This window comes from Mesorhizobium sp. ORS 3428, from assembly GCF_001854785.1.
Classification (GTDB): Bacteria; Pseudomonadota; Alphaproteobacteria; order Rhizobiales; family Rhizobiaceae; genus Mesorhizobium.
On record NZ_MDFL01000068.1, the window covers coordinates 106,419 to 125,412 of the forward strand.

12 protein-coding genes are annotated in these 18,994 nt (G+C 65.3%); 6 read left to right on the plus strand and 6 right to left on the minus strand.

Going from position 1 to position 18,994, the window contains the following annotated elements; genetic code table 11:
- Nucleotides 1-15: 15 nt before the first annotated feature.
- From tssM to ORS3428_RS08230, 5 genes are all read left to right on the plus strand, one after another.
- Nucleotides 16-3,549 carry a type VI secretion system membrane subunit TssM gene (tssM, locus tag ORS3428_RS08210; RefSeq protein ID WP_071096311.1) on the plus strand — a complete coding sequence of 1,178 codons (3,534 nt, stop codon included), beginning with the start codon at nucleotides 16-18 and terminating at the stop codon, nucleotides 3,547-3,549.
- 133 nt (nucleotides 3,550-3,682) lie between these two features.
- A complete protein-coding gene (locus ORS3428_RS08215; RefSeq protein WP_071096313.1) occupies nucleotides 3,683-4,459 on the plus strand; it encodes a PP2C family protein-serine/threonine phosphatase in 777 nt (258 codons plus the stop codon).
- The gene (locus ORS3428_RS08220; protein WP_071096314.1) at nucleotides 4,456-7,017 is read left to right on the plus strand and encodes a serine/threonine-protein kinase; all 2,562 of its coding nucleotides are present in this window, start codon (nucleotides 4,456-4,458) and stop codon (nucleotides 7,015-7,017) included. The genes ORS3428_RS08215 and ORS3428_RS08220 overlap by 4 nt, the downstream gene beginning before the upstream one ends.
- Before the next feature lie 90 nt (nucleotides 7,018-7,107).
- Entirely contained in the window at nucleotides 7,108-7,518 is a 411-nt protein-coding gene (locus ORS3428_RS08225) for a DUF1036 domain-containing protein (protein ID WP_071096315.1), read from the plus strand.
- Nucleotides 7,515-9,893 (plus strand): M23 family metallopeptidase, encoded by a 2,379-nt coding sequence (locus ORS3428_RS08230; RefSeq protein WP_071096316.1) that lies wholly within the window; start codon nucleotides 7,515-7,517, stop codon nucleotides 9,891-9,893. The genes ORS3428_RS08225 and ORS3428_RS08230 overlap by 4 nt, the downstream gene beginning before the upstream one ends.
- Before the next feature lie 18 nt (nucleotides 9,894-9,911).
- On the opposite strand, the gene ORS3428_RS08235 is transcribed toward ORS3428_RS08230, so the two are convergent.
- Nucleotides 9,912-10,445, minus strand: a complete 534-nt coding sequence (locus tag ORS3428_RS08235) for an OmpA family protein (protein ID WP_071096317.1) — start codon at nucleotides 10,443-10,445, stop codon at nucleotides 9,912-9,914.
- Nucleotides 10,446-10,686: 241 nt separating this feature from the next.
- Here ORS3428_RS08235 and ORS3428_RS08240 point away from each other — a divergent pair, with 241 nt between their 5' ends.
- Nucleotides 10,687-11,184, plus strand: coding sequence for a DUF6931 family protein (locus tag ORS3428_RS08240; RefSeq protein ID WP_244507890.1), 498 nt, complete (start codon nucleotides 10,687-10,689; stop codon nucleotides 11,182-11,184).
- Between the two features lie 95 nt (nucleotides 11,185-11,279).
- On the opposite strand, the gene ORS3428_RS32315 is transcribed toward ORS3428_RS08240, so the two are convergent.
- The 5 genes from ORS3428_RS32315 to ORS3428_RS08265 all read right to left on the minus strand — a co-directional run bounded on the left by ORS3428_RS32315 (nucleotide 11,280) and on the right by ORS3428_RS08265 (nucleotide 18,994).
- Entirely contained in the window at nucleotides 11,280-11,504 is a 225-nt protein-coding gene (locus tag ORS3428_RS32315; protein WP_244507891.1) for a hypothetical protein, read from the minus strand.
- A gap of 94 nt (nucleotides 11,505-11,598) precedes the next feature.
- Nucleotides 11,599-14,148, minus strand: coding sequence for a caspase family protein (locus ORS3428_RS08250; protein ID WP_071096321.1), 2,550 nt, complete (start codon nucleotides 14,146-14,148; stop codon nucleotides 11,599-11,601).
- Between the two features lie 344 nt (nucleotides 14,149-14,492).
- Nucleotides 14,493-15,326, minus strand: coding sequence for an S-formylglutathione hydrolase (fghA, locus tag ORS3428_RS08255; RefSeq protein WP_071096363.1), 834 nt, complete (start codon nucleotides 15,324-15,326; stop codon nucleotides 14,493-14,495).
- Nucleotides 15,327-15,689: 363 nt separating this feature from the next.
- Entirely contained in the window at nucleotides 15,690-17,969 is a 2,280-nt protein-coding gene (locus ORS3428_RS08260) for a xanthine dehydrogenase family protein molybdopterin-binding subunit (protein WP_071096324.1), read from the minus strand.
- A gap of 2 nt (nucleotides 17,970-17,971) precedes the next feature.
- A complete protein-coding gene (locus ORS3428_RS08265) occupies nucleotides 17,972-18,994 on the minus strand; it encodes an FAD binding domain-containing protein (protein WP_071096326.1) in 1,023 nt (340 codons plus the stop codon).

Here is an 18,994-nt window from a genome sequence, read left to right on the forward strand (position 1 = left end):
CGGCGGGAAGCGGCGATGATGCGCTGGGCGCTCAGGATATTCAGCCTGCTTGCACTTGCCGGGTTCTCGGCGGCCGTCTGGTATGCCGGGCCGYTGATCCACTTTGCCGATACCCGTCCGCTCGAACCCGTCTGGCTGAGGGCTGCAATCATCGGCGTGAGCGTCGCGCTGCTTGCGCTCTTCTACGGCATCCGGCTCTGGCACAAGCGCAAGGCGCAAAGGGCGCTCGAGAAAGCAATCACGTACAGCGATGATCGCAATGACGACGCGCAGGTGCTCGGGGCGCGCATGAGCGAGGCCATTGCGACGCTGAAGCGGTCGAGTGGCAAGCGCAACTTCCTCTATGAGATCCCCTGGTACATCATCATCGGTCCGCCGGGCGCCGGCAAGACGACGGCGCTGGTCAATTCGGGGCTGAAGTTTCCGCTTGCCGGCTCCGGCACTGCGCAGCCCTTGGCCGGCGTCGGCGGCACGCGGTCCTGCGACTGGTGGTTCACCGACGATGCGGTGCTGATCGATACCGCCGGTCGCTACACGATGCAGGACTCGGACCGCGAGCGCGACAAGGCAAGCTGGCTTGCTTTCCTGGCGCTGCTCAAGAAGCACCGCACCAGGCAACCGATCAACGGCGTGATCCTCGCCATCAGCCTAGGCGACCTCATCAGCCTCGACGACCAACAGATCGACGCGCACGTCGCCGAGATCCGCAGCCGCCTGCGCGAGCTGTATGAAACGCTGAAGGTCCAGTTCCCGGTCTACCTGCTCTTCACCAAGGCGGATCTCGTCGCCGGCTTCATGGACTATTTCGGCGATTTCGACGAAGCCCGCCGGCGCAAGGTGTGGGGCGCGACGTTCCAGACCACCGACCGCAACAGGAACATGACCGGCGAGGCTCCGGCCCAGTTCGACGCGCTGGCCAGGCAACTTGCAGACGAGGTCGCCGACCGCCTGCAGGACGAGACCGACCCGGCCGCGCGCATCGCGATCTTCGGCTTTCCGGCGCAGTTCGGCGCGCTGAGGACCCGTGTGCTGCGCTTTGTCGGCAGCCTGTTCGATCCGTCGCGGGCGCACGTGAACGTCAGCCTGCGCGGGCTCTATTTCTCCTCGGGCACGCAGGAAGGAACGCCTATCGATCAGGTGCTGGGCGCCATAGGCCGCAGTTTCGGCAGCGCTGCGCAGGCGCATCTTTCCGGCACCGGCAAAAGCTTCTTCCTGCACGATCTATTGGCCAAGGTGATCTTCCCGGAGGCCGGCTGGGTCTCGTTCGACAGGACGGCCGAACGGCGCACGGCATTCGCCARATATGCCGGCCTCGCCGCGATCGCGCTGGCAGCCTTCGCAGCGCTCGGCGTCCTCGGCGTCAGCTTCGCGGCCAACCGGTCGCTGATCGACTCCACCAGGCAGGCCATGGCGCATTATCGCGACAGCGCGGACTCGCTGCTGAAGAGCACGACGGTGAGCGATGTCGATCTGGAGAACGTCATCGGCCCGCTCGATCAGCTGCGCAACCTGCCAGCCGGATTCGAGACCGCCGACCAGACGAAGCCGATCGAGGAGACGTTTGGGCTGAGCCAGCGGGAGAGGCTGCTCTCGGCGTCCAAAACGGCTTACCGGCAGGCACTGGAGCGAAGCTTCCGCTCCCGGCTCCTTGTTCAGGCGGAGCGGACGATCCAGGCCAGGATGGCCGACCCGATCGCGCTCTACGAGCCACTGAAGATCTACCTGATGYTGGGCGGCAAGGCGCCCAAGGTCGATGACGAGTTGATCGTCTCCTGGATGAARCAGGACTGGGAGGAAAACCGCTATCCGGGCGAGAACAATCGCGAGGGCCGCGCGCAGCTCGAAAAGCATTTGCGCGCCATGCTCACGCTCGACGATGCCTATGACCCGGTCTTCGCGCTCAACCAGCCGCTGGTCGAGGCAGCGCAGCGCTCGCTCGGGCGCATGAGCCTTGCCGACCGCGCGTCGGCGCTGATCAGGTCGGCGGTCTACGCGGCAAGGCTCGAGGATTTTTCCGTCTCCGCGAAAGCAGGCCCCGAGGCGCAGCTGCTGTTCGAACGCATGGACGGTAGCGAGCTCTCCGATCTTCGCGTTCCGGGCCTTTACACCCGGGCCGGCTTCAACGGCTTCTACCTGCCGCAGCTCTCGCGCATGGCGCAGATGCTTGCCGACGACCAATGGGTGCTCGGAGGCGGCGGCGAGCAAGGCGGTATCGACCAGGATCTGCCCAAGCTCGGCCCCGAGCTCATCGACCGCTACGGCAAGGAATTCGCGGCTGCATGGAACGGCGCGCTCGATCAGCTGAAGCTGAGGGCGATGCTGAAGGACAAGCCGCAATATGTCGTGCTCTCAGCCGCAGCTTCGCCGGACTCGCCGCTCGACCGGCTGTTCACGGCGATCGCCGACGAAACCGCGTTGACGAAGGACAATGCCGCCTCCGAGGGCGGAAGCGGCACCGCGCAGCAGGACATGGCCGGCATGGCCAAGGGCCTCGCCCGCATCGGCCTGCAGATCGCCGGCGGCAAGTCGCAAAGCCGCGCCGGCACGAGCTCGCCCGCCGCGCGGAATGCCGGCGCCACCGTGGAGGCGCAGTTCCGGCCGTTCCAGGTGCTGGTGAGCGGCTCCACCGGGCGCCGCCCGCTCGATGCGCTGACGCAGAACTTCCACGATATCTACCAGGGCTTGAAGCTCGCGGCCGATGTCCCCTCGCAGAGCGAGCGCGTTAACGCGAACCTGAAGCTGCAGATTTCGACGATGCGCGCCAATGCCTCGCGCCTGCCCAAGCAGCTCGCGCGTATGGTCGATCAGGCCGCGGACGAGTTCGAAGGCAATGTCGCCGAGACCTYGGTCGCCAACCTCAACCAGGCGCTCGACGAAACGGTCACGCGTCCCTGCGAGGAGGCCGTCAACGGCCATTATCCCTTCGCCGGCGACAGCACGGAGGAAATCTCGATTGCCGATTTCGCCAGGCTGTTCGCGCCGGGCGGCCTGATGGACCGGTTCTTCGCGCAAAACCTTGCGCCGCTGATCGACATGACGGGCCAGGACTGGACCTGGAAGCAGGATGCCCGTTCAGGCCGCGATCTCGCCAAGTCAACCTTGAAGGCGTTCCAGTCGGCGGCGGAAATCCGCAGCGCCTTCTTCCCCTCCGGCGGTTCGGCGCCGTCGGTCTCGATCACCTTCACACCCTCTTCGCTGAACAGYGAGGCTGACAGCGCGGTGCTCGATGTCGACGGGCAGACCGTCCAGAGCGCGCAGGCCGGCAACGCGCCGAGCACGGTGACATGGCCAAACGGCACCGCCTCCGGATCCGCCAGCCTCAGCCTGACGCCGGAAATGCCAGGCCGCGAGTCCGCCCTCAAATTCCAGGGGCCCTGGGCCTTGAAGCGACTGCTGGACAAGGCGGCCGTCACCAGCAGCGGTGGCAGCACGGAAGTGCGCTTCGTGATCGGCGGTCGCGACGTCGCCTACACGTTRCAGACCGGGTCGGGAGCCAATCCCTTCCTGCTGCCGGCGCTGTCCGGCTTCAGCTGCCCGAAGGCGTTTTGAAAATGGCTCTGTTGAACAGCGCCGGTTCGGCCCTTCATTTCGATACTCTAATGTATGCGCTTGTGGCAAAGTGGCATGGGCACGCGCCCCACGGTTCGTCACAGAGGACGCTCGCGAAGCGCTTGGTGGCAAATTGAGCACTGTCGCCCTTCCCATCGAGAGCTTCGGCGTGAGCCACAAGGGCTGCGTACGCGACCACAATGAGGACAATTACCTCGTCGAGCCGCAAGCCGGCCTATGGGTGGTGRCCGACGGAATGGGCGGGCATGAGGCCGGTGAAGTCGCCTCGGCCAGCATCGTCGATCACCTGGCGACGATCGGCATTGCGAGTTCGGCGCCGGATCTTCGCGCGCGCTTCGAGGATCGGCTGAGCCGCGCCAATGCCGAGATCCGCAACATATCGCGATCGCGCGGCGTCACCATCGGCTCGACATTCGCGGCGCTGCTCGCCATGGACGGGCGCTTCGCGGGCCTGTGGGCCGGCGACAGCCGCATCTACCTGGTCCGCGGCGGCGCGATCTCGCAGATTTCGCGGGACCATACCGAGGTCCAGGAGCTTCTCGACCGCGGCATGATCAGCGCCGAGGAAGCGCTGATCTGGCCGCGCCGCAATGTCATCACCCATGCCGTCGGGGTCAGCGACGAGTTGGTGATCGATTTCCAGCAAGGCGAGCTGATGCCGGAGGACGTCTTCGTCCTGGCGACCGACGGGCTCACCGCGCATGTCAGCGACGCCGAGATCGAAGCGGCAGTCAAGTCCGCGGCGCTGCAGGCGGCGTGCGAGACGCTGTTGGAAATGGTGCTGGCGCGCGGCGGAACGGACAATGTCACCATCGTGATGGTGAGGATCGGCAACGGACCCAACGGTCAGCCGCTCAATGCAGATCAGCCATGGGCGGATGGTAGATGAGCGACGACGACAAGACGCGGATTTCGCCGAGCCTCGCCTATGCAGGCGTGGGCACGCAGCTCAGCGGCATATACGAGCTCGACGAGCGGATCGCCTCCGGCGGCATGGGCGAGGTCTATCGCGGCCACAACATCCAGACCGGCGACCATGTCGCGATCAAGATCGTGCTGCCCGAGTTCGCGCGCGACCAGACGATCCTGTCCCTGTTCCGCAAGGAGGCGTCGATCCTCAACCACCTGTCGCATGACGCGGTGGTGCGCTACCACGTCTTCACCATCGATCCGGGGATCGGCCGCCCCTATCTCGCGATGGAGTTCGTGGATGGCCAGTCGCTGTTCGACGTCATGCGGCGCGGCCCCATGCCGCCACAGGATGTGCGGAGGCTTTGCCATCGCCTTGCCTCGGGCTTGAGCGCCGTGCATCAGGCCGGTGCCGTCCACCGCGATCTCTCGCCCGACAACATCATCCTGCCGGGCGGCCAGGTCGAGCGCGCCAAGATCATCGACTTCGGTATCGCGCGCTCGGCGACGGTGGGCGGCGAGACGCTGATCGGCGGAAAGTTCGCCGGCAAATACAACTACGTCTCGCCCGAACAGCTCGGCCTCTACGGCGGCGAGGTCAGCGAGCAGTCCGACATCTACAGCCTCGGACTCGTGCTGGCGGCGGCGCTGCGCGGCAAGCCGCTCGACATGAGCGGATCGCAGTATGAGGTCGTCGAGAAGCGCCGGACCGTGCCGGACCTTTCCGATATAGATTCCGATTTCCGCGCGCTGAYCGAAGCGATGCTGCAGCCGGATCCTCGCGACCGACCGGCCAGCATGGCGGAGATCGCCAGGGCGACGCGCGACGACGATCTCGACGCGACCTTGCCGCCGCCGGTATCGTTTGCTCCGCGCGAACGGTCGGGCTTGYCGCGCGCCGGATGGACGGCGCTGCCGAACTCCAGCGCCCAGCCTTCTACCGTGCCCGGCGAACAGCGCTTCGTTCCGCATGTGCGGCCGGCATATCTGACGCAGCCCCGGCCTGCTCCGGCCGGCGCTCCTGCCAGCGCAGCCACACCGCTGGCGCGGCGCAGGCCTTCGCGGATGCCGGCAATCGCGGGCGGCACCGTGCTGGCTATCATCGGCTCCGCGGGTCTCTACTTCAGCGGCGTCATAGCATCTCAGCCGCCGGCCATAGAAAAGTCCGCGCCGCTTGAACCGAAGCCCGCGGCGAAACCCGCAGCGGAGGCGCCAAGGCCCGTGGCGGAGGCGCCAAAGGTCCGGCAGGAGGAACCGAAATCTCAACCGCAGGCGCCAGCCGAGCCACCGCCCGAACCACCCAAGCCCGAGAACGCCGCCACCGTTGAGCCGGCGAAACCTGCCCTAGCCGCTCCGCCGCAAACGCCACTCGCGGAGAAGCAGGCGGAAGCCGCGACCAGGCCAAGCCAGGAGCCGGCACAGCCCGTCCTCCAGCGCCCGGCCACCAACGATCAGGCGCAAGTCCAGCGGCCGACCGAGGTCGAGCCGATCCCGACGCCGATCCCAAAATCGCCAACTCCCGCTCGCTTGCCGCAGGCTGCGGAGAGCCCGAAACCGGCGCAGCCGGCGTCGGGACCGAGCCGGACGGAGGTGCAAAACACTCCGGCGCCGCAAGCAAAGCCGCCGGTGACGAAGCCCAGCGTGTCGGACATCGTCGACGCTCTGTCCAAGCTGACCAAGCCGAAGGCTCCGCCGTCTCAGGTCACAGAAATCCAGCCCTCGACGCCTCTTCCCAGCCAGTCGGGAGCGTCCAAAATGCCGGCAAGCCAGCCGACAACGCCGAGCCCGTCGACACAAACGGCACCACTGCCTAAGCCGCCGCCCGCCACCAAGGCGCCTCAGAATAACGACGTCGCCATGAACCTGCCGCAGCCGAAGGTCCCGCCGCCGGCGAAGAAACCCGACGCACTGGCGCAGCGCGCCTCCTGGGTGCGCGACTTCAGCGGCGGCGATTGCTTTTACGCGACGCTGACATCGGCAACGGACAACGCCGCCGCAATCGAAGGTTTCGGAACGGCGGTGCAGCCCTTCGAGCAGATGCTCAACGATTTCCAGTCGAGGTTCCATCTCGAACCGGACATCAGCGTTCGCCTCATCGACCCGCCCCAATGCGCGGTGACCAACTTCCTGCGCTTTCTCGACCGGAGCGGGGCCGAAAGGCCGCAGCTCGTTCTCGACCGGACGTCCGTGCCGGATGGCTCGCCGATCAGCGGCTCGCTGGTGACGCGCGGCGGGCTCATATCCAACGTGATGCTGATCGATCACAAGGGCATGGCGTTCAACCTCGACGATCGCATGGTTGCGCAGGCGGACAAGGCGACTTTCAACTTCCCGATCGGTCTCGCCGCCGCCGACAAGGCGACCGGCGCGGYCGTGCCACAGGTGATGCTGGTGATCACCGGGCCTCGGGATATCCAGGCCGCGATGTTCTCGCAGCCGACCCCGGCCTCGGAGCTGCTGCCCAAGATCCTCGAGGAGATCGAAGCCAATGGTTCCCAATTCTCCGCCACGGCCAAGTATTTCCGCCTTGGCGGATAGACATGGACGTCGATGCAACCCCGCCGCCCGCGTTCATCGTTCCAGTTATCGCCACGCAGAAGGCGTGGACGGCTCGTTCTGCCTGAGCGCATGAGGCACGCCGCGATAGTTGTCGCGGCGCTGCTCTCAATCTTTTTGACCGGCCAGGCGCATGCCGAATTCACCGTCTGCAACCAGACGCTCGACGTCGTCAATCTTGCCGTCGGACAGAAGGTCGAGGATGCCGACCAGACCGACGGCTGGTGGACCATCGGCGCCAACCAGTGCGTCAACGTCATCCGCGAGGAACTGACCAACCGCTACATCTACATCTATGCGACGGACGTCTTCGGTCACGCGATCCTCAACGGATCGACCGAGATGTGCATCGACCGGCGCCGCTTCTCGATCCGCGGCATCGACGAATGCTGGCAGCGCGGCCATATCGCGGCGCGCTTCGTAGAGGTCGACACGCTCGAGCAGGTGCGCTGGACCTATTTCCTGACCGGGAACAGCCCGTGACGCACAGCATCGACACGAGCTTCAAACTGAAGAAGCAGGCGCGCCTGGCCGAGCGCCGGCGCAGGCTATGGCGCTGGGGTCTTTCCGGCGTTGCCGTGGTCGCCATCGCCTCGATCGCTACGGGGTTCTATCTGACCAAAGACTACTGGTCGTTCGGCGACGAGGACGAGGAGCTGCATCCTGTCGAGGGCATGGTGGACGTGCCGCCTGACGCCTCGGTCTATGTGCCGGCGATCATCGACCTTGCCGGCGATCCGATGTGGATCACGCTTGCGCCGGACACCGACGCCGCAACCAGGGGCCACACGGTCGCACGACCGGCCGAGCTCGACGGTTCCGGTGCCTCGCTGCAGATCGAGATCCTCTCCGACGTCATGCTGAGCGCCAGCGAAAAGTTCATGACGACGATCCCGTCGACGCAGGAGGATTTCGCCTTCTTCCAGGCGCAGCGTCAGGCGGCGAAGTCTCCGGCTGCGGCGCCTGAGGATCGGCAGGCCGCCCTGCCCGCTCCGGCTGCAACGGACGATCAGCAAGGCGATCTGGAGAACGATCTCCAGCCAGTGCCTGACGAGGCCGCTTCGGCGCCCAAGGCGGATGCAGACGATCCGGAGGCCGGCTGGGGCGAGACCGTCGATCAGGGCGAGGCCGCCCTGCCCGCCTTCAAGAAGACCGAGATCGAGAACAACACGACGGTTGCGACTGTCACCAGCGAGTACCAGCGCTTCGAGGCGACCGAGGACACGTTCGTGAAGATCCTCAACGACCGCAGCCTGGACAGCGTCGTCGCCGACGCRCATTTCTCCGCCGACGACGCCAAGCTCGCGGGCGAAGCACTGAAGGCGCTGTTCAACCGCGACGGCCTGGGAGCAGGCTATGTCGTTGCCATGCGCGGCTTCAGGCCGAACCGCGAAACGACGACACTGTCGCTGATGCAGGTCTCGATCTATGCCCGGAACCTCTATGTCGGCACGCTGACACGCAATGCCGCGGGCGCCTTCGTGTCGGGCGTCGACCCCTGGGTGCGCGAGGATTTGTTCAACTATTCCGGCGCTTCCGACGAAGGCGGGCTCAAGCGGCAATACCGGCTGCTCGACGCGATCTATTCGACGGCCGCGCGCAACAAGGTCCCGACCAGTGTGATCGGCGAAGCGATCATGTATCTGTCGCGAGGCCAGGACCTCGACGCCTTCGCCAGCGAGGACCAGCGGCTTGTGCTCATCTATTCGCAGACGCCGCGCGGCCAGGACGAGACGTCGGGACGGGTTCTCTATGTCGGCGTGCAGGGCGGCGAGAAGACCATCGACTGTTTCGTTTTCCAGCAAAGCGACGGCCAGTTCGCCTGCGTGACCGGCAATGACGAGGTCCGATCACTCACCGTCACCAACGGCATGGTCACGCCGGTCAGTGGCGTCATGACCTCCACCTTCGGCCCGCGCAAGCATCCGATCCTGGAGACTGTTCGCATCCACAAGGGGGTCGATTGGGCGGCTCCCATCGGCACGCCGGTGATGGCGGCCTTCGACGGCGAGATCAGCTTCCAGGGCGACGGCGGCAGCTACGGCAACCTGGTGAAGATCACCCATGCCAACGGGCGTGAGACGCGCTACGCGCATATGCAGAAATTCGCCATCGCGAGCGGCGTCGGCACCAAGGTGAAGGCCGGCGACGTCATCGGTTATGTCGGCACGACGGGCCTTTCGACCGGACCGCATCTGCATTTCGAGCTCTACCAGAACGGCGAAGCCATCGATCCTCTCGGCACCGTCACCACCGTGGCCAGCGGCGATTCGGCCGTCGAGACGCTGACTGACCGCATCGTCCATGTAGAGAGCGGCGGCAGCGCCCGCGCCAAGAACCCGCTTTCCTCGGCGACCGGAGCCGGCCAGTTCATCACCAAGACCTGGATCCGGATGATGAACACCTACCGGCCGGACCTTGCCCGCACGCTCTCGACCGCCGACCTGCTGGCGCTTCGCTACGACGCCACGCTGTCGCGCGAGATGGTGCGCAACCTGGCGCGGGAAGGCGAAGCCTATCTTCGCGCGCGCGGCCACCAGATCACCGCCGGCCGGCTCTATCTCTGCCATTTCCTGGGCATGGAAGGCGCGGCCCAGGTGCTGGGGGCGCCGGGCTCGACGCAACTGAGCGCCGTGCTGGGATCGGCGGTGATCCAGGCCAATCCGTTCCTGACCGGCAAGACCGCCAGCTACGTCATCGACTGGGCCGAGCGGAAGATGGGTCAGAGGGTGACCCGCATGGCGTCCGATCAGGGCCAGCAGACGACCACGACCGAGATCCGGCAGACGTCGCCGGAATTCGAGAAGTACAAGGAGGCCGTGACCGCCCTCATGGGCTCGATCCAGGCCAGCCTTTGAGGCTTGAGTTGCCGCGCCCTATTCCGTCCTGATCCGCATCTCCACCCGGCGGTTGACCGGATCATAGGGATTGGCGACGCGCGGATGCGACTTGCCCAGGCCGATCGCTTCGAGCCGGGCAGCCTGGACGCCGTTCGCCGTCAGGAAGGCAGCCACCGACTGCGCCCTGCGCTGCGACAGATCCTTATTGTAGCGATCCGAACCGGAGGCATCGGTATGGCCTTCGACGATGAAGCTGAACGAGCTCAGCCGGTTGTCCTTCAGCGCCTTGGCGAACTCATCGAGCTCCGTGCGCGCGGTCTGGTCGAGCTGAGCGGAATCCAGGGCGAAATTGATCATCATGTCGAGCCCGGTCTTATCGGAGGCCGCGTTCTTCTCGTTCTTGCTCTTGCACTCTTCCTCGGTGCCGACGCAGATTCCGCGCGATGCGCCGAGATTGCCCTGGCCGGTGAAGAACTTCACGATGTCTTCGGATTTCTGAAGCGGATCAGCGGAAACGTGCGTCGAAAAAARCACCGCCGCCAATGCAAAGGCTGAACTGGCCCACCGCATGACCGATACTCCTGTTTGAGCGGATTTTCGCTACAGCTAAAATTACCAAATTTCCCGACGGTTGTCTGTGAACAAACGCACGCTGGGAGCGGCCGCCCTTTGCTAGGGTCAGGCTTGACCAGCGCCTCCGCCGGGGCTTCAGTACCTCTATTCCTAACGAGGGCGGGCAGCCATGGCCAACGGGCTCCGGTTCAGGACGGCGCGGGATCTCTTCAGCGCGTGCCCTGCGGTTGGCAAGGAGATGAAGGCGCCTCCCACCGACCAGCCATCGATCGAGTTTTGCCGCGCGCTGCTCGCCGGGCGCGTGCCAGAGGAGGCAGTCACCTTCTGCGCCTACCTCCTGCCGGAGCGGGCGGCGATCTGGTGGGCGCATGAGTGCCTGAACAACCTTGCCGAACTCCTCGGCGACAGGGACCTCGAACTGCTGGTGCTCGTTCGCGACTGGGTCGGCGAGCCAGGCAATCCCGATCGTCGCGCAGCGGTAGCCCAGGCCGTGGAGATGCCGCCCGCAACGCCCGTTTCCTGGCTCGTCCTGGCGGCCGGTTGGCGCGACGCCAGTGCGACCATCGATCATGCTGCGACCGGATCTCCCGCCGCCCATGCCGTCAGCGCAGGGATCCTCGCTGGGCTCGCGCGGGTATCGCTCGCCGACCGTTTCGCCGTTCTTTCCGCCTTCGTCGAAATGGGCATCCAGATGGCCGAGATGGAAGCTCAGCGGCAATCGGCCGACGCTTATTAGACCCCGATCCGCTTCAGATTTCCGCGGTCGCTTTCGTCCAACTTGCGCCCGCTTGGTCAGCGCTACCTTGAAGCGGATCGCCTGCTATCGAGCGATCATCCCCAGCCGCCCCCGCCACCGCCACTGCTTCCGCCACCGCCTCCACCACCGCCGCCGCTGCCACCGCCCAAAGGCGCAATGACTGGCGCGGGCTGATCCTGCACGGGCTTGATCAGTTTCTTGGCGGTGACCTTCTTCTGCTTGACCACTTTCGGCGCTGTGGTCGTGCGGACGACCTTTTGTTTGGTCGTCGTCACCGCCGGCTCGACCTTGGGCGTCATGGTCRTGCAACCCGCGACAGCCAGGACACCGGATAGGAATGTTGCAACGATTGTCTGTTTCGATGCCCAGCCCACCACATTGCCTCCCTGTTGATCAGAACAAGTCCCGACGCGGGTTGGCTTGTTCCCAGACCGCCCTGGCCGTCTTGACGAGTTGATCGTCCAACGAGCCGCCCGCTGAAATCTTCGACTTGAGTTCGCCACGCATCTGTTTCAGGGCCACCGTTTTCGCCTTGGCTCCGAATTTCGCCAGTGTCGCTTTCGCGTCTGGGATTTCGTTGCGAAGATCCAGCGCAGCCGCGAAAGCAAGATAGCGTACAGCCACTGCCTGGTCGGCCTTGTCGCCCCTTTGCATCTCCAGGGCCGCGCGGTCATAGGCCGCCGACTGATCGCCGCGGTCGGTCGCCAGTTCGAAAAGCCTTTGCGCTTCGGCAAGATCCTGCTGCACGCCGACCCCGTCCCTGTACATGCGCGCAAGGCTGCCGGGAGCGTAGGGCTGGCCGAGATCCATGGCCTTCTGGAAAAGCGCCTGCGCCGTCTTCGCGTCCTTCTCGACGCCCGTGCCGGCGAGATAATTGCGGCCGAGCAGGTTCATCGAATACATGTCCTGCCGCTCGACGCCGGCCTTGAGGAAGGCAACGGCGCGGGCCGGATCGGCGGGCACGCCGTTGCGGCCCTCGGTGAAGATCGCGGCAAGATCGTTCATGGCGTAGGTGTGGCCCATCGCCGCCGCCTTGAGCAGCAGGTCCAGCCCCTTGCCGGTGTCGCGCTCGACGCCATAGCCGTTGAACAAGGCGCGGCCCCACGACGTCATCCCATAGGGGTCGCCCTTTTCGGCCGCCGCCGCATAGAAGGTGTTCGCCTGCTTGCGGTTGGCGGGCATCCCCGTTCCCGTCGCATTGAGGTAACCGAGCTCGAACACGGCGCGGACGTGCCCTTTGTCGGCGGCTTCCTCAATCGCCTTCTTCGCCTGGTCGACCTTGCCCGCCGCAAGCAGCGCGCGTCCGAGCTCGTAGTGGAAGCGGGCGACATCGGGATAGGCCTTCACCGCCGCCTCGCAGGCCTTCACCGCATCGGCGCCGATCTCGTTCGGCAGGAGGCCTGGGACAACGCCCTGCAGGTCGAGAGGCTCGCCGGCGGCCTGGTCGCACGGATCGACGCTTGGCGAGAGTTTCATGGTGGCCGGCTTGGACGTGCTGTTGTCAGCCCGGATTTCGAAGCCGACTATGAGCGGTTTGGCGGCGCCGATCTGGGGCTCGTAGCGCAGATGGTCGACTTCATCGGCCATCAGGCTGGATTCCGGCGACAAAGTCCGATCAGGCAGCGACAGCGTTCCCGTTGCCGGATAGCTCGCAACCTTCAGGCTGACCGCGGGGTCCTTGGTCGGGAAATCGAGCTTCAGCGGAACCGGGCCCACGCCGACCGGGACGCTGATGTCGCGGTTTTCGATCGCCTCGGCAGCGCCGGTGATATGGATGCCGCGCTCCAGCACCTGTTGCTTCTGCTCGGCCTCGAGCGAGGCCACAAGCTGCTGCCCTTCGGCGCCCTCGCCGTTCTTGACCCGGAACACCAGGATGCCCTGGGATTCTCCGCCCCAATTGTCGCGCGTGGCATAGGCCAGCATGTCGACCTCTTCCTGCGCGGCGGAGCCCTTCGGCACGTCCATCGCCAGGCGCGGCAGGTCCTTGCCCGCGATCGGCTCGCCGGTAGCGACAGGCTTGCCGTCGAGCATCAGGTGTCCGAGCGCCGGCGGCCTCTCGATGCTGACGGTGACCGTGCCGCCATCGACATCGACCGGCTCCGGCAGGTCGAGCGCCACAGGCCCGACGCCCGACGGGACGACTTTTTCCAGCACCGGCGGCAGCGCGGGACGGCTGGCGCGGCGCATCAGCACCACGTCATCGATCAGCGAGGAGTTCTCCCAGGGAACCTGCTTGCCGTCGGTGGCTTTGACCACGTCGCGGCGAACCGCGGCCATCACCGTGCGGATCTCCTGGTTCGGCGCCAGCGCGCGGCGGGAGAAGGCGGACGAGAAGGGGCTGAGGTCGCCGGTTCCATCATAGGCCACGGCCCCCGGCTCGGTGGCGAAGGCAATCAGCGTGTTCAGCGAGCTTTTCACCTGCGCAAGACCGGCGCCGCCCGCGGCGATCAGCTGGTCGCGTAGCCAGTAGTCCTTGCGCGGAAACGGATTGTTGCGGCAGGCGTCGAGAATGATCACCTGGATCTTCGATTTCGCGCGCAGCTGTTGCAGCACGTCGTCGAGCTTGATTGCCTGGACCTCGATGTCGGCCGCATCTTTCAGCGAGGCATCGACCGGGATCAGGAAATTCTCGCCGCYGATCTGGAAGCCGTGGCCCGAATAATAGACGACGGCAAGCTCGGCGCCGTCCGCCGCGGSGAGATAGTTGCGGAACTGCTCCTCGAACTGAAGCTTGGTCAAGTCCTTGGCGACGAACACGTCGAAGCCGGCCAGCCGGAATGTGTTCGACACATCCTGAGCATCTTTGTCCGGGTTCTTGAGGGCCGGGATCTCGCGGTATTCGGAATTGCCGATCACGAAGGCAACCCTGCGATCGGCATGAGCTTCGAACGCCGTGAAGCCCATGAGGACCAGGGCCGCAATGAACGCGCAGCATCGCAGCATGGCAAATCCTTAACTGCTATGACCTGTCGGCCACAGGAACGCAGCTTGCGGCGCCAAGGTCTGTTAAAGAGTTCACAATCTGCCGGGATCGGAGCAGAACGCATGCATAACGACAGCGGGCGCGCGTCTTATCCAATCAAGTTCTAAAATACTCCAGAGGCATGGGCGCCGCAATGATGCTGCGGGCCGCGGCCGTGACAGATGCGCTTTGTCATTGGGCCTCGCGTAAGGCGCTGAAGCGCGGTTCTAAAGCGCGTCGCGACGAGAACGGATGAGGCGGCGCGCTCTAAGTCTTTGTTTTGATGGATCTCCCAAAACCGCTGCGCACTTTTGGGCGACATGCGTCAGGCCARCCGCGCGGCGTGCCACTTCAGGTGGTCGTCCATGAAGGTCGAGATGAAATTGTAGGAATGGTCGTAGCCTTCCTGCATGCGCAGCGTGAGTGCGATGCCTGCCTTCTTGCAAGCCTCTTCGAGCAGCCATGGGCGCAGGCCGTCCTGAAGGAAGCGGTCGGCCGTACCCTGGTCGACCAGCAGCTCGCCGAGGCGGTGGCCGTCTTCGATGAGCAGCGTCGTATCATAGTCGCGCCAGCTCTTTTCGTCCGACCCCAGRTATTTTTCGAACGCCGGTCGCGACCAGCCCGCCGTCGTCGGCTGCGCAATCGGCGCGAAAGCCGAGCAGCTCTTGAACCTGTCCGGATTCTTCAGCGCGATGGTCAGCGCGCCATGGYCGCCCATGGAATGGCCGAAGATCGACTGGCGTGACATGTCGACCGGAAAATTCGCTGCGACGAGCGCCGGCAATTCTTCGGTGATGTAGGAATACATGCGGTAGTTTTTCGCATAAGGCTGCTGCGTCGCATCCAGGTAGAAGCCGGCGCCGCAGCCGAACTGCCAATTGTCCTTTTCGTCCGGGACGTCAGGCCCGCGCGGGCTTGTGTCTGGGCAGACGATGACGAGCCCCAGTTCGGAAGCCATGCGGCGATACTCACCCTTGTCCATGACATTGGCATGCGTGCAGTCCAGGCCGGATAGATACCAGAGCACCGGCACATGGCCTTGCGCTGCCTGCGGTGGCGCGAAGACGRCAAAGGTCATGTCGCAGGCGCAGGCCTCGGAAGCGTGCGAATAGACGCCCTGGATGCCGCCATGCGATTTGGACGTGGAGAGAACTTTCATCGGCTTCGCCTTCTCGTCAGGGAGTGTCGGGTCCGGCATAGCTGCCCGCCCTCGCACTAGCAACCTTGCGCCTCACAAGATGCAGACGGGCGATCGAGTTCCATCGTCAATCGACCGCCAGCGCCGCCGCAAGCCGTCGCCACGCCTGGAAACGATATTCGCGATCGACCTGTTGAGGATGATATCGGCCCCGAGCCGCGCCAGGCGGCGATGGATTGCCCCCTGCTCCAGCGTTGCGTGTCCAGTCCGAGAGGCAGGGGCGTCAGGCCCGCCAGCAAGCGAGGCAGGGGGAAAGACCTCAAGGTCGCAGGCTGCCCCCGGGTTAGAGAACAGGGAGCGACGCGTTGCCGCTCGCCGACATCGTCAGGCGATAAGCTGGTCGATCCTGATCGGCAGATCGCGGATGCGCTTGYCGGTCGCGTGGTAGACCGCGCTTGCCACGGCAGCGGCCGTGCCGACATTGCCCAGCTCGCCCAGGCCTTTGACGCCGGCCGGATTGACCGCCTGGTCCACCTCCGGGACGAGGATCACCTGCAAATCGTTGATGTCGGCATTGACCGGCACGAGGTAGTCCTGCAAGTCGCGGTTGACGTAGCGGGCGTAGCGCCCGTCGACTTCGGTCGCTTCATGCAGCGCCTGGCCGATGCCCCAGATCATGCCGCCCATCAGCTGGCTGCGCGCGGTGCGCGTGTTCATTATGCGGCCGGCCGCGAAGGCGCCGACAATGCGCGGCACGCGGATTTCCCTGGTGTATCTGTTGATGCGGACTTCGACGAACTCCGCGCCAAAAGCGTATTTCACCGAATCCGCATCGTGATCGCCGCCATGGAATTCGGGTTGGCCGGCATAGAGCTTCTTCAGCGCGCCGGGCGTCGCGCCCTTGGGCGCGAACTCCGCATATTCCTCGATGGCGCCAAGCTGCATCGTCTTGAAGACATCCTCAATCCTCGCCRACGCTCCGCCCTTCGCCGTGATCTTGCCGGCCGCGAGGTCCAGTTCCTCGTTGTGGGAACCGGCAAGCGGTCCGCCCTCAGCGGTGGCTCCGGCATAGAGTTTCGTCCGTATGGCATCGCAGGCCTTGAGCACGGACGAACACACGCTTGCGGTGGAAATCGAGCCGCCCGATACCGGTGCTGGAGGCAGGCTGCTGTCACCCATTTCGACGCTCACCTTGTCGATCGGGACGCCCAGACGTTCCGAAGCCATCTGGGCGGCCACCGTGCGGACCCCGGTGCCGATCTCATGCGAGCCGCACTGCACCCTCACATCGCCGTCGGACGTCAGGCGCACGCGCGCCGCGCAAGGCGCGACGGCCGTCGGATAGATGGCCGTGGCGCAGCCCATGCCGATCAGCCAGTCGCCATCGCGCATCGACCCGACCTTCGGATCCCGCCTCGCCCAGCCGAAGGCGTCGGCCGCCTGGTCGTAGCACTGGATCAGCGAGCGGCTTGAGAAAGGCTTCTTGCCGATCGGTTCCGTCTTCGGTTCGTTGATCYGGCGGAACTCGACAGGGTCCATGCCGAGYGCCACCGCCATCTCGTCCATGGCATTTTCCAGCGCGTAGACGTAGGGCGTCTCCGGCGGCGAGCGCATATAGCCCGGCGTGTTGCGGTCCGCCTGCACCAGCGAGACATGCGTCAGCACCGAGCCGTAGTCGTACATGCGGCCGGTCGCCGAAGTGCCGGCGACGACATAGGCATCCGGACGGGACGTCACTTCCCAGCCTTCATGCGCGAAAGCGGTGATGCGGCCGTCCCTGCCCGCACCGATGCGGATTCGATGCCGGGTTTCGGCGCGGTAGGTCTGCGTGCCGAAGGCCTGCATGCGGCTCGTCACGCAACGCACCGGCCGTCCGAGGCGCCGGGCGGCAACGGCCACGATCGCGGTGCGCGGCGTCATCGGTCCTTTCGAGCCGAAGGCCCCGCCGATGTAGGGGCTCACGATGCGCACATTCGCAGGATCCATCTTCAGTTGCCTTGCAAGCTCGACCTTCCAGCCGGTGACGTTCTGCGTCGGTTCGTGGACGATGAGCTGGTCGCCCTGCCAGAAGGCGGTTGTCGAGAACAGCTCGATCGGATTGTGGTGCTGGGTCGGCGTCGAATAGCGCGCGTCGATCTTGACCGGGGCAGTGGCATAGGCGGCGTCGAAATCGCCAGCCTTCACGTCCTCCTTGTGCATGGGATTCTTGCCGGCAGCGTCGACAGTTTTCGTGCCAGGGCTGTCGAAGCTGGCGCTCGGCTTCTCCTCCTCATACTCAGCGCGGATCAGTTGCGCGGCCTCTTCGGCCGCCTCGAACGTCTCGGCAACGRCCAAGGCGATGATCTGCCCGTCGTGGTAGATCGTCCTGTCGTGCAGCGGACCGATCGACGTCGCGCTCGAATTGCCGAATTTCGGCTTGTCGACCTTGTCCATGTCGCCATAGGTGACGATGTCGAGCAGGCCCGGCACCGCGCGCGCATCGTCGAGACGAAGCCTGGTCACCTTGCCCTTGGCGATGCTGCTGGTTGCGAGCGCGCCATAGGCAATGTTGGCCGTCGGCAGGTCAGCAGGATAGTGGGCCTGTCCGGTGACTTTCAGCCGCGCATCGACGCGCGGCAGCGGTTCGCCCATGTTCTCCCTGGGTTTCGGAGCGGCTGCGTCCATGGTCACACCTTCATGTCTCGGGTTTCGAGCAGCGCGCGCACCAGCGTTCGCTTGCCGAGTTCGACCTTGAACGCGTTGTGCTGGCGCGGTTCGGCATCGGCAAAAGCGGCTTCCGCCGCCGCACCTGCCGATGTCTCGTCGAGTTTCTTGCCTTGCAAGGCCGCCTCGGCCGCCCTGGCGCGCCACGGCACGGTCGCCACGCCGCCCAGCGCAATGYGCGCCTCGCGGACGCTGTCGCCGTCGAGGTCGAGCGCCACGGCCGCCGATGCCAGAGCAAAGGCGTAGGATTCACGGTCGCGGATCTTCAGGTAATGCGAACGCCGGGCCCAGGGAACGGCGGGCACTTCGATGGCCGTGATGATCTCGTCGGCCGCCAGATCGGTCTCGATATGCGGCGTCTCGCGTGGCAGCCGATGCAGCCTGGAGAACGGAATTTTCCGCGCACCTCGCGAGCCCTCTACGCGGACGACGGCGTCGAGCGCGATCAGGGCCTGGGCAAAGTCGCCGTGATAGGTGGCGATGCAGGCGTCGCTGGCGCCCAGCACCGCGTGCTGGCGGTTGAAGCCTTGCATCGCCGCGCAGCCGGAACCCGGCACGCGCTTGTTGCAAGGCCAGGAGGTCTCGCGGAAATATTCGCAGCGCGTTCGCTGCAGGACGTTGCCGGCAAGGCTCGCCATGTTGCGGATCTGGCCGCTTGCCGCCAATCTCAAACTGTCGGCAATGACGGGATAGCGGCGCTTGACTTCGCCATGGTCGGCGGCCTCGCCCATCCGCACCAGGGCGCCGAAGCGGATGCCGTCATCGGTAACCCGGATCTGCCTCAGCGCCGGTTCTTCAAGCCGGTTGAGGTCGAGCAGGCGGTTGGGCTCGGCCACGCCGAGCTTCATATAGTCGGCAAGATTGGTGCCGCCGGCGATGAATTGCGCGTTCGCCCGCGTCGGCTGGTCGTCATCGGTGGTGAAGCGGGACGCGATGGCGACCGCGGCGGAGATGTCCGACGGTTGCTCATAGACGAAAGGGTGCAT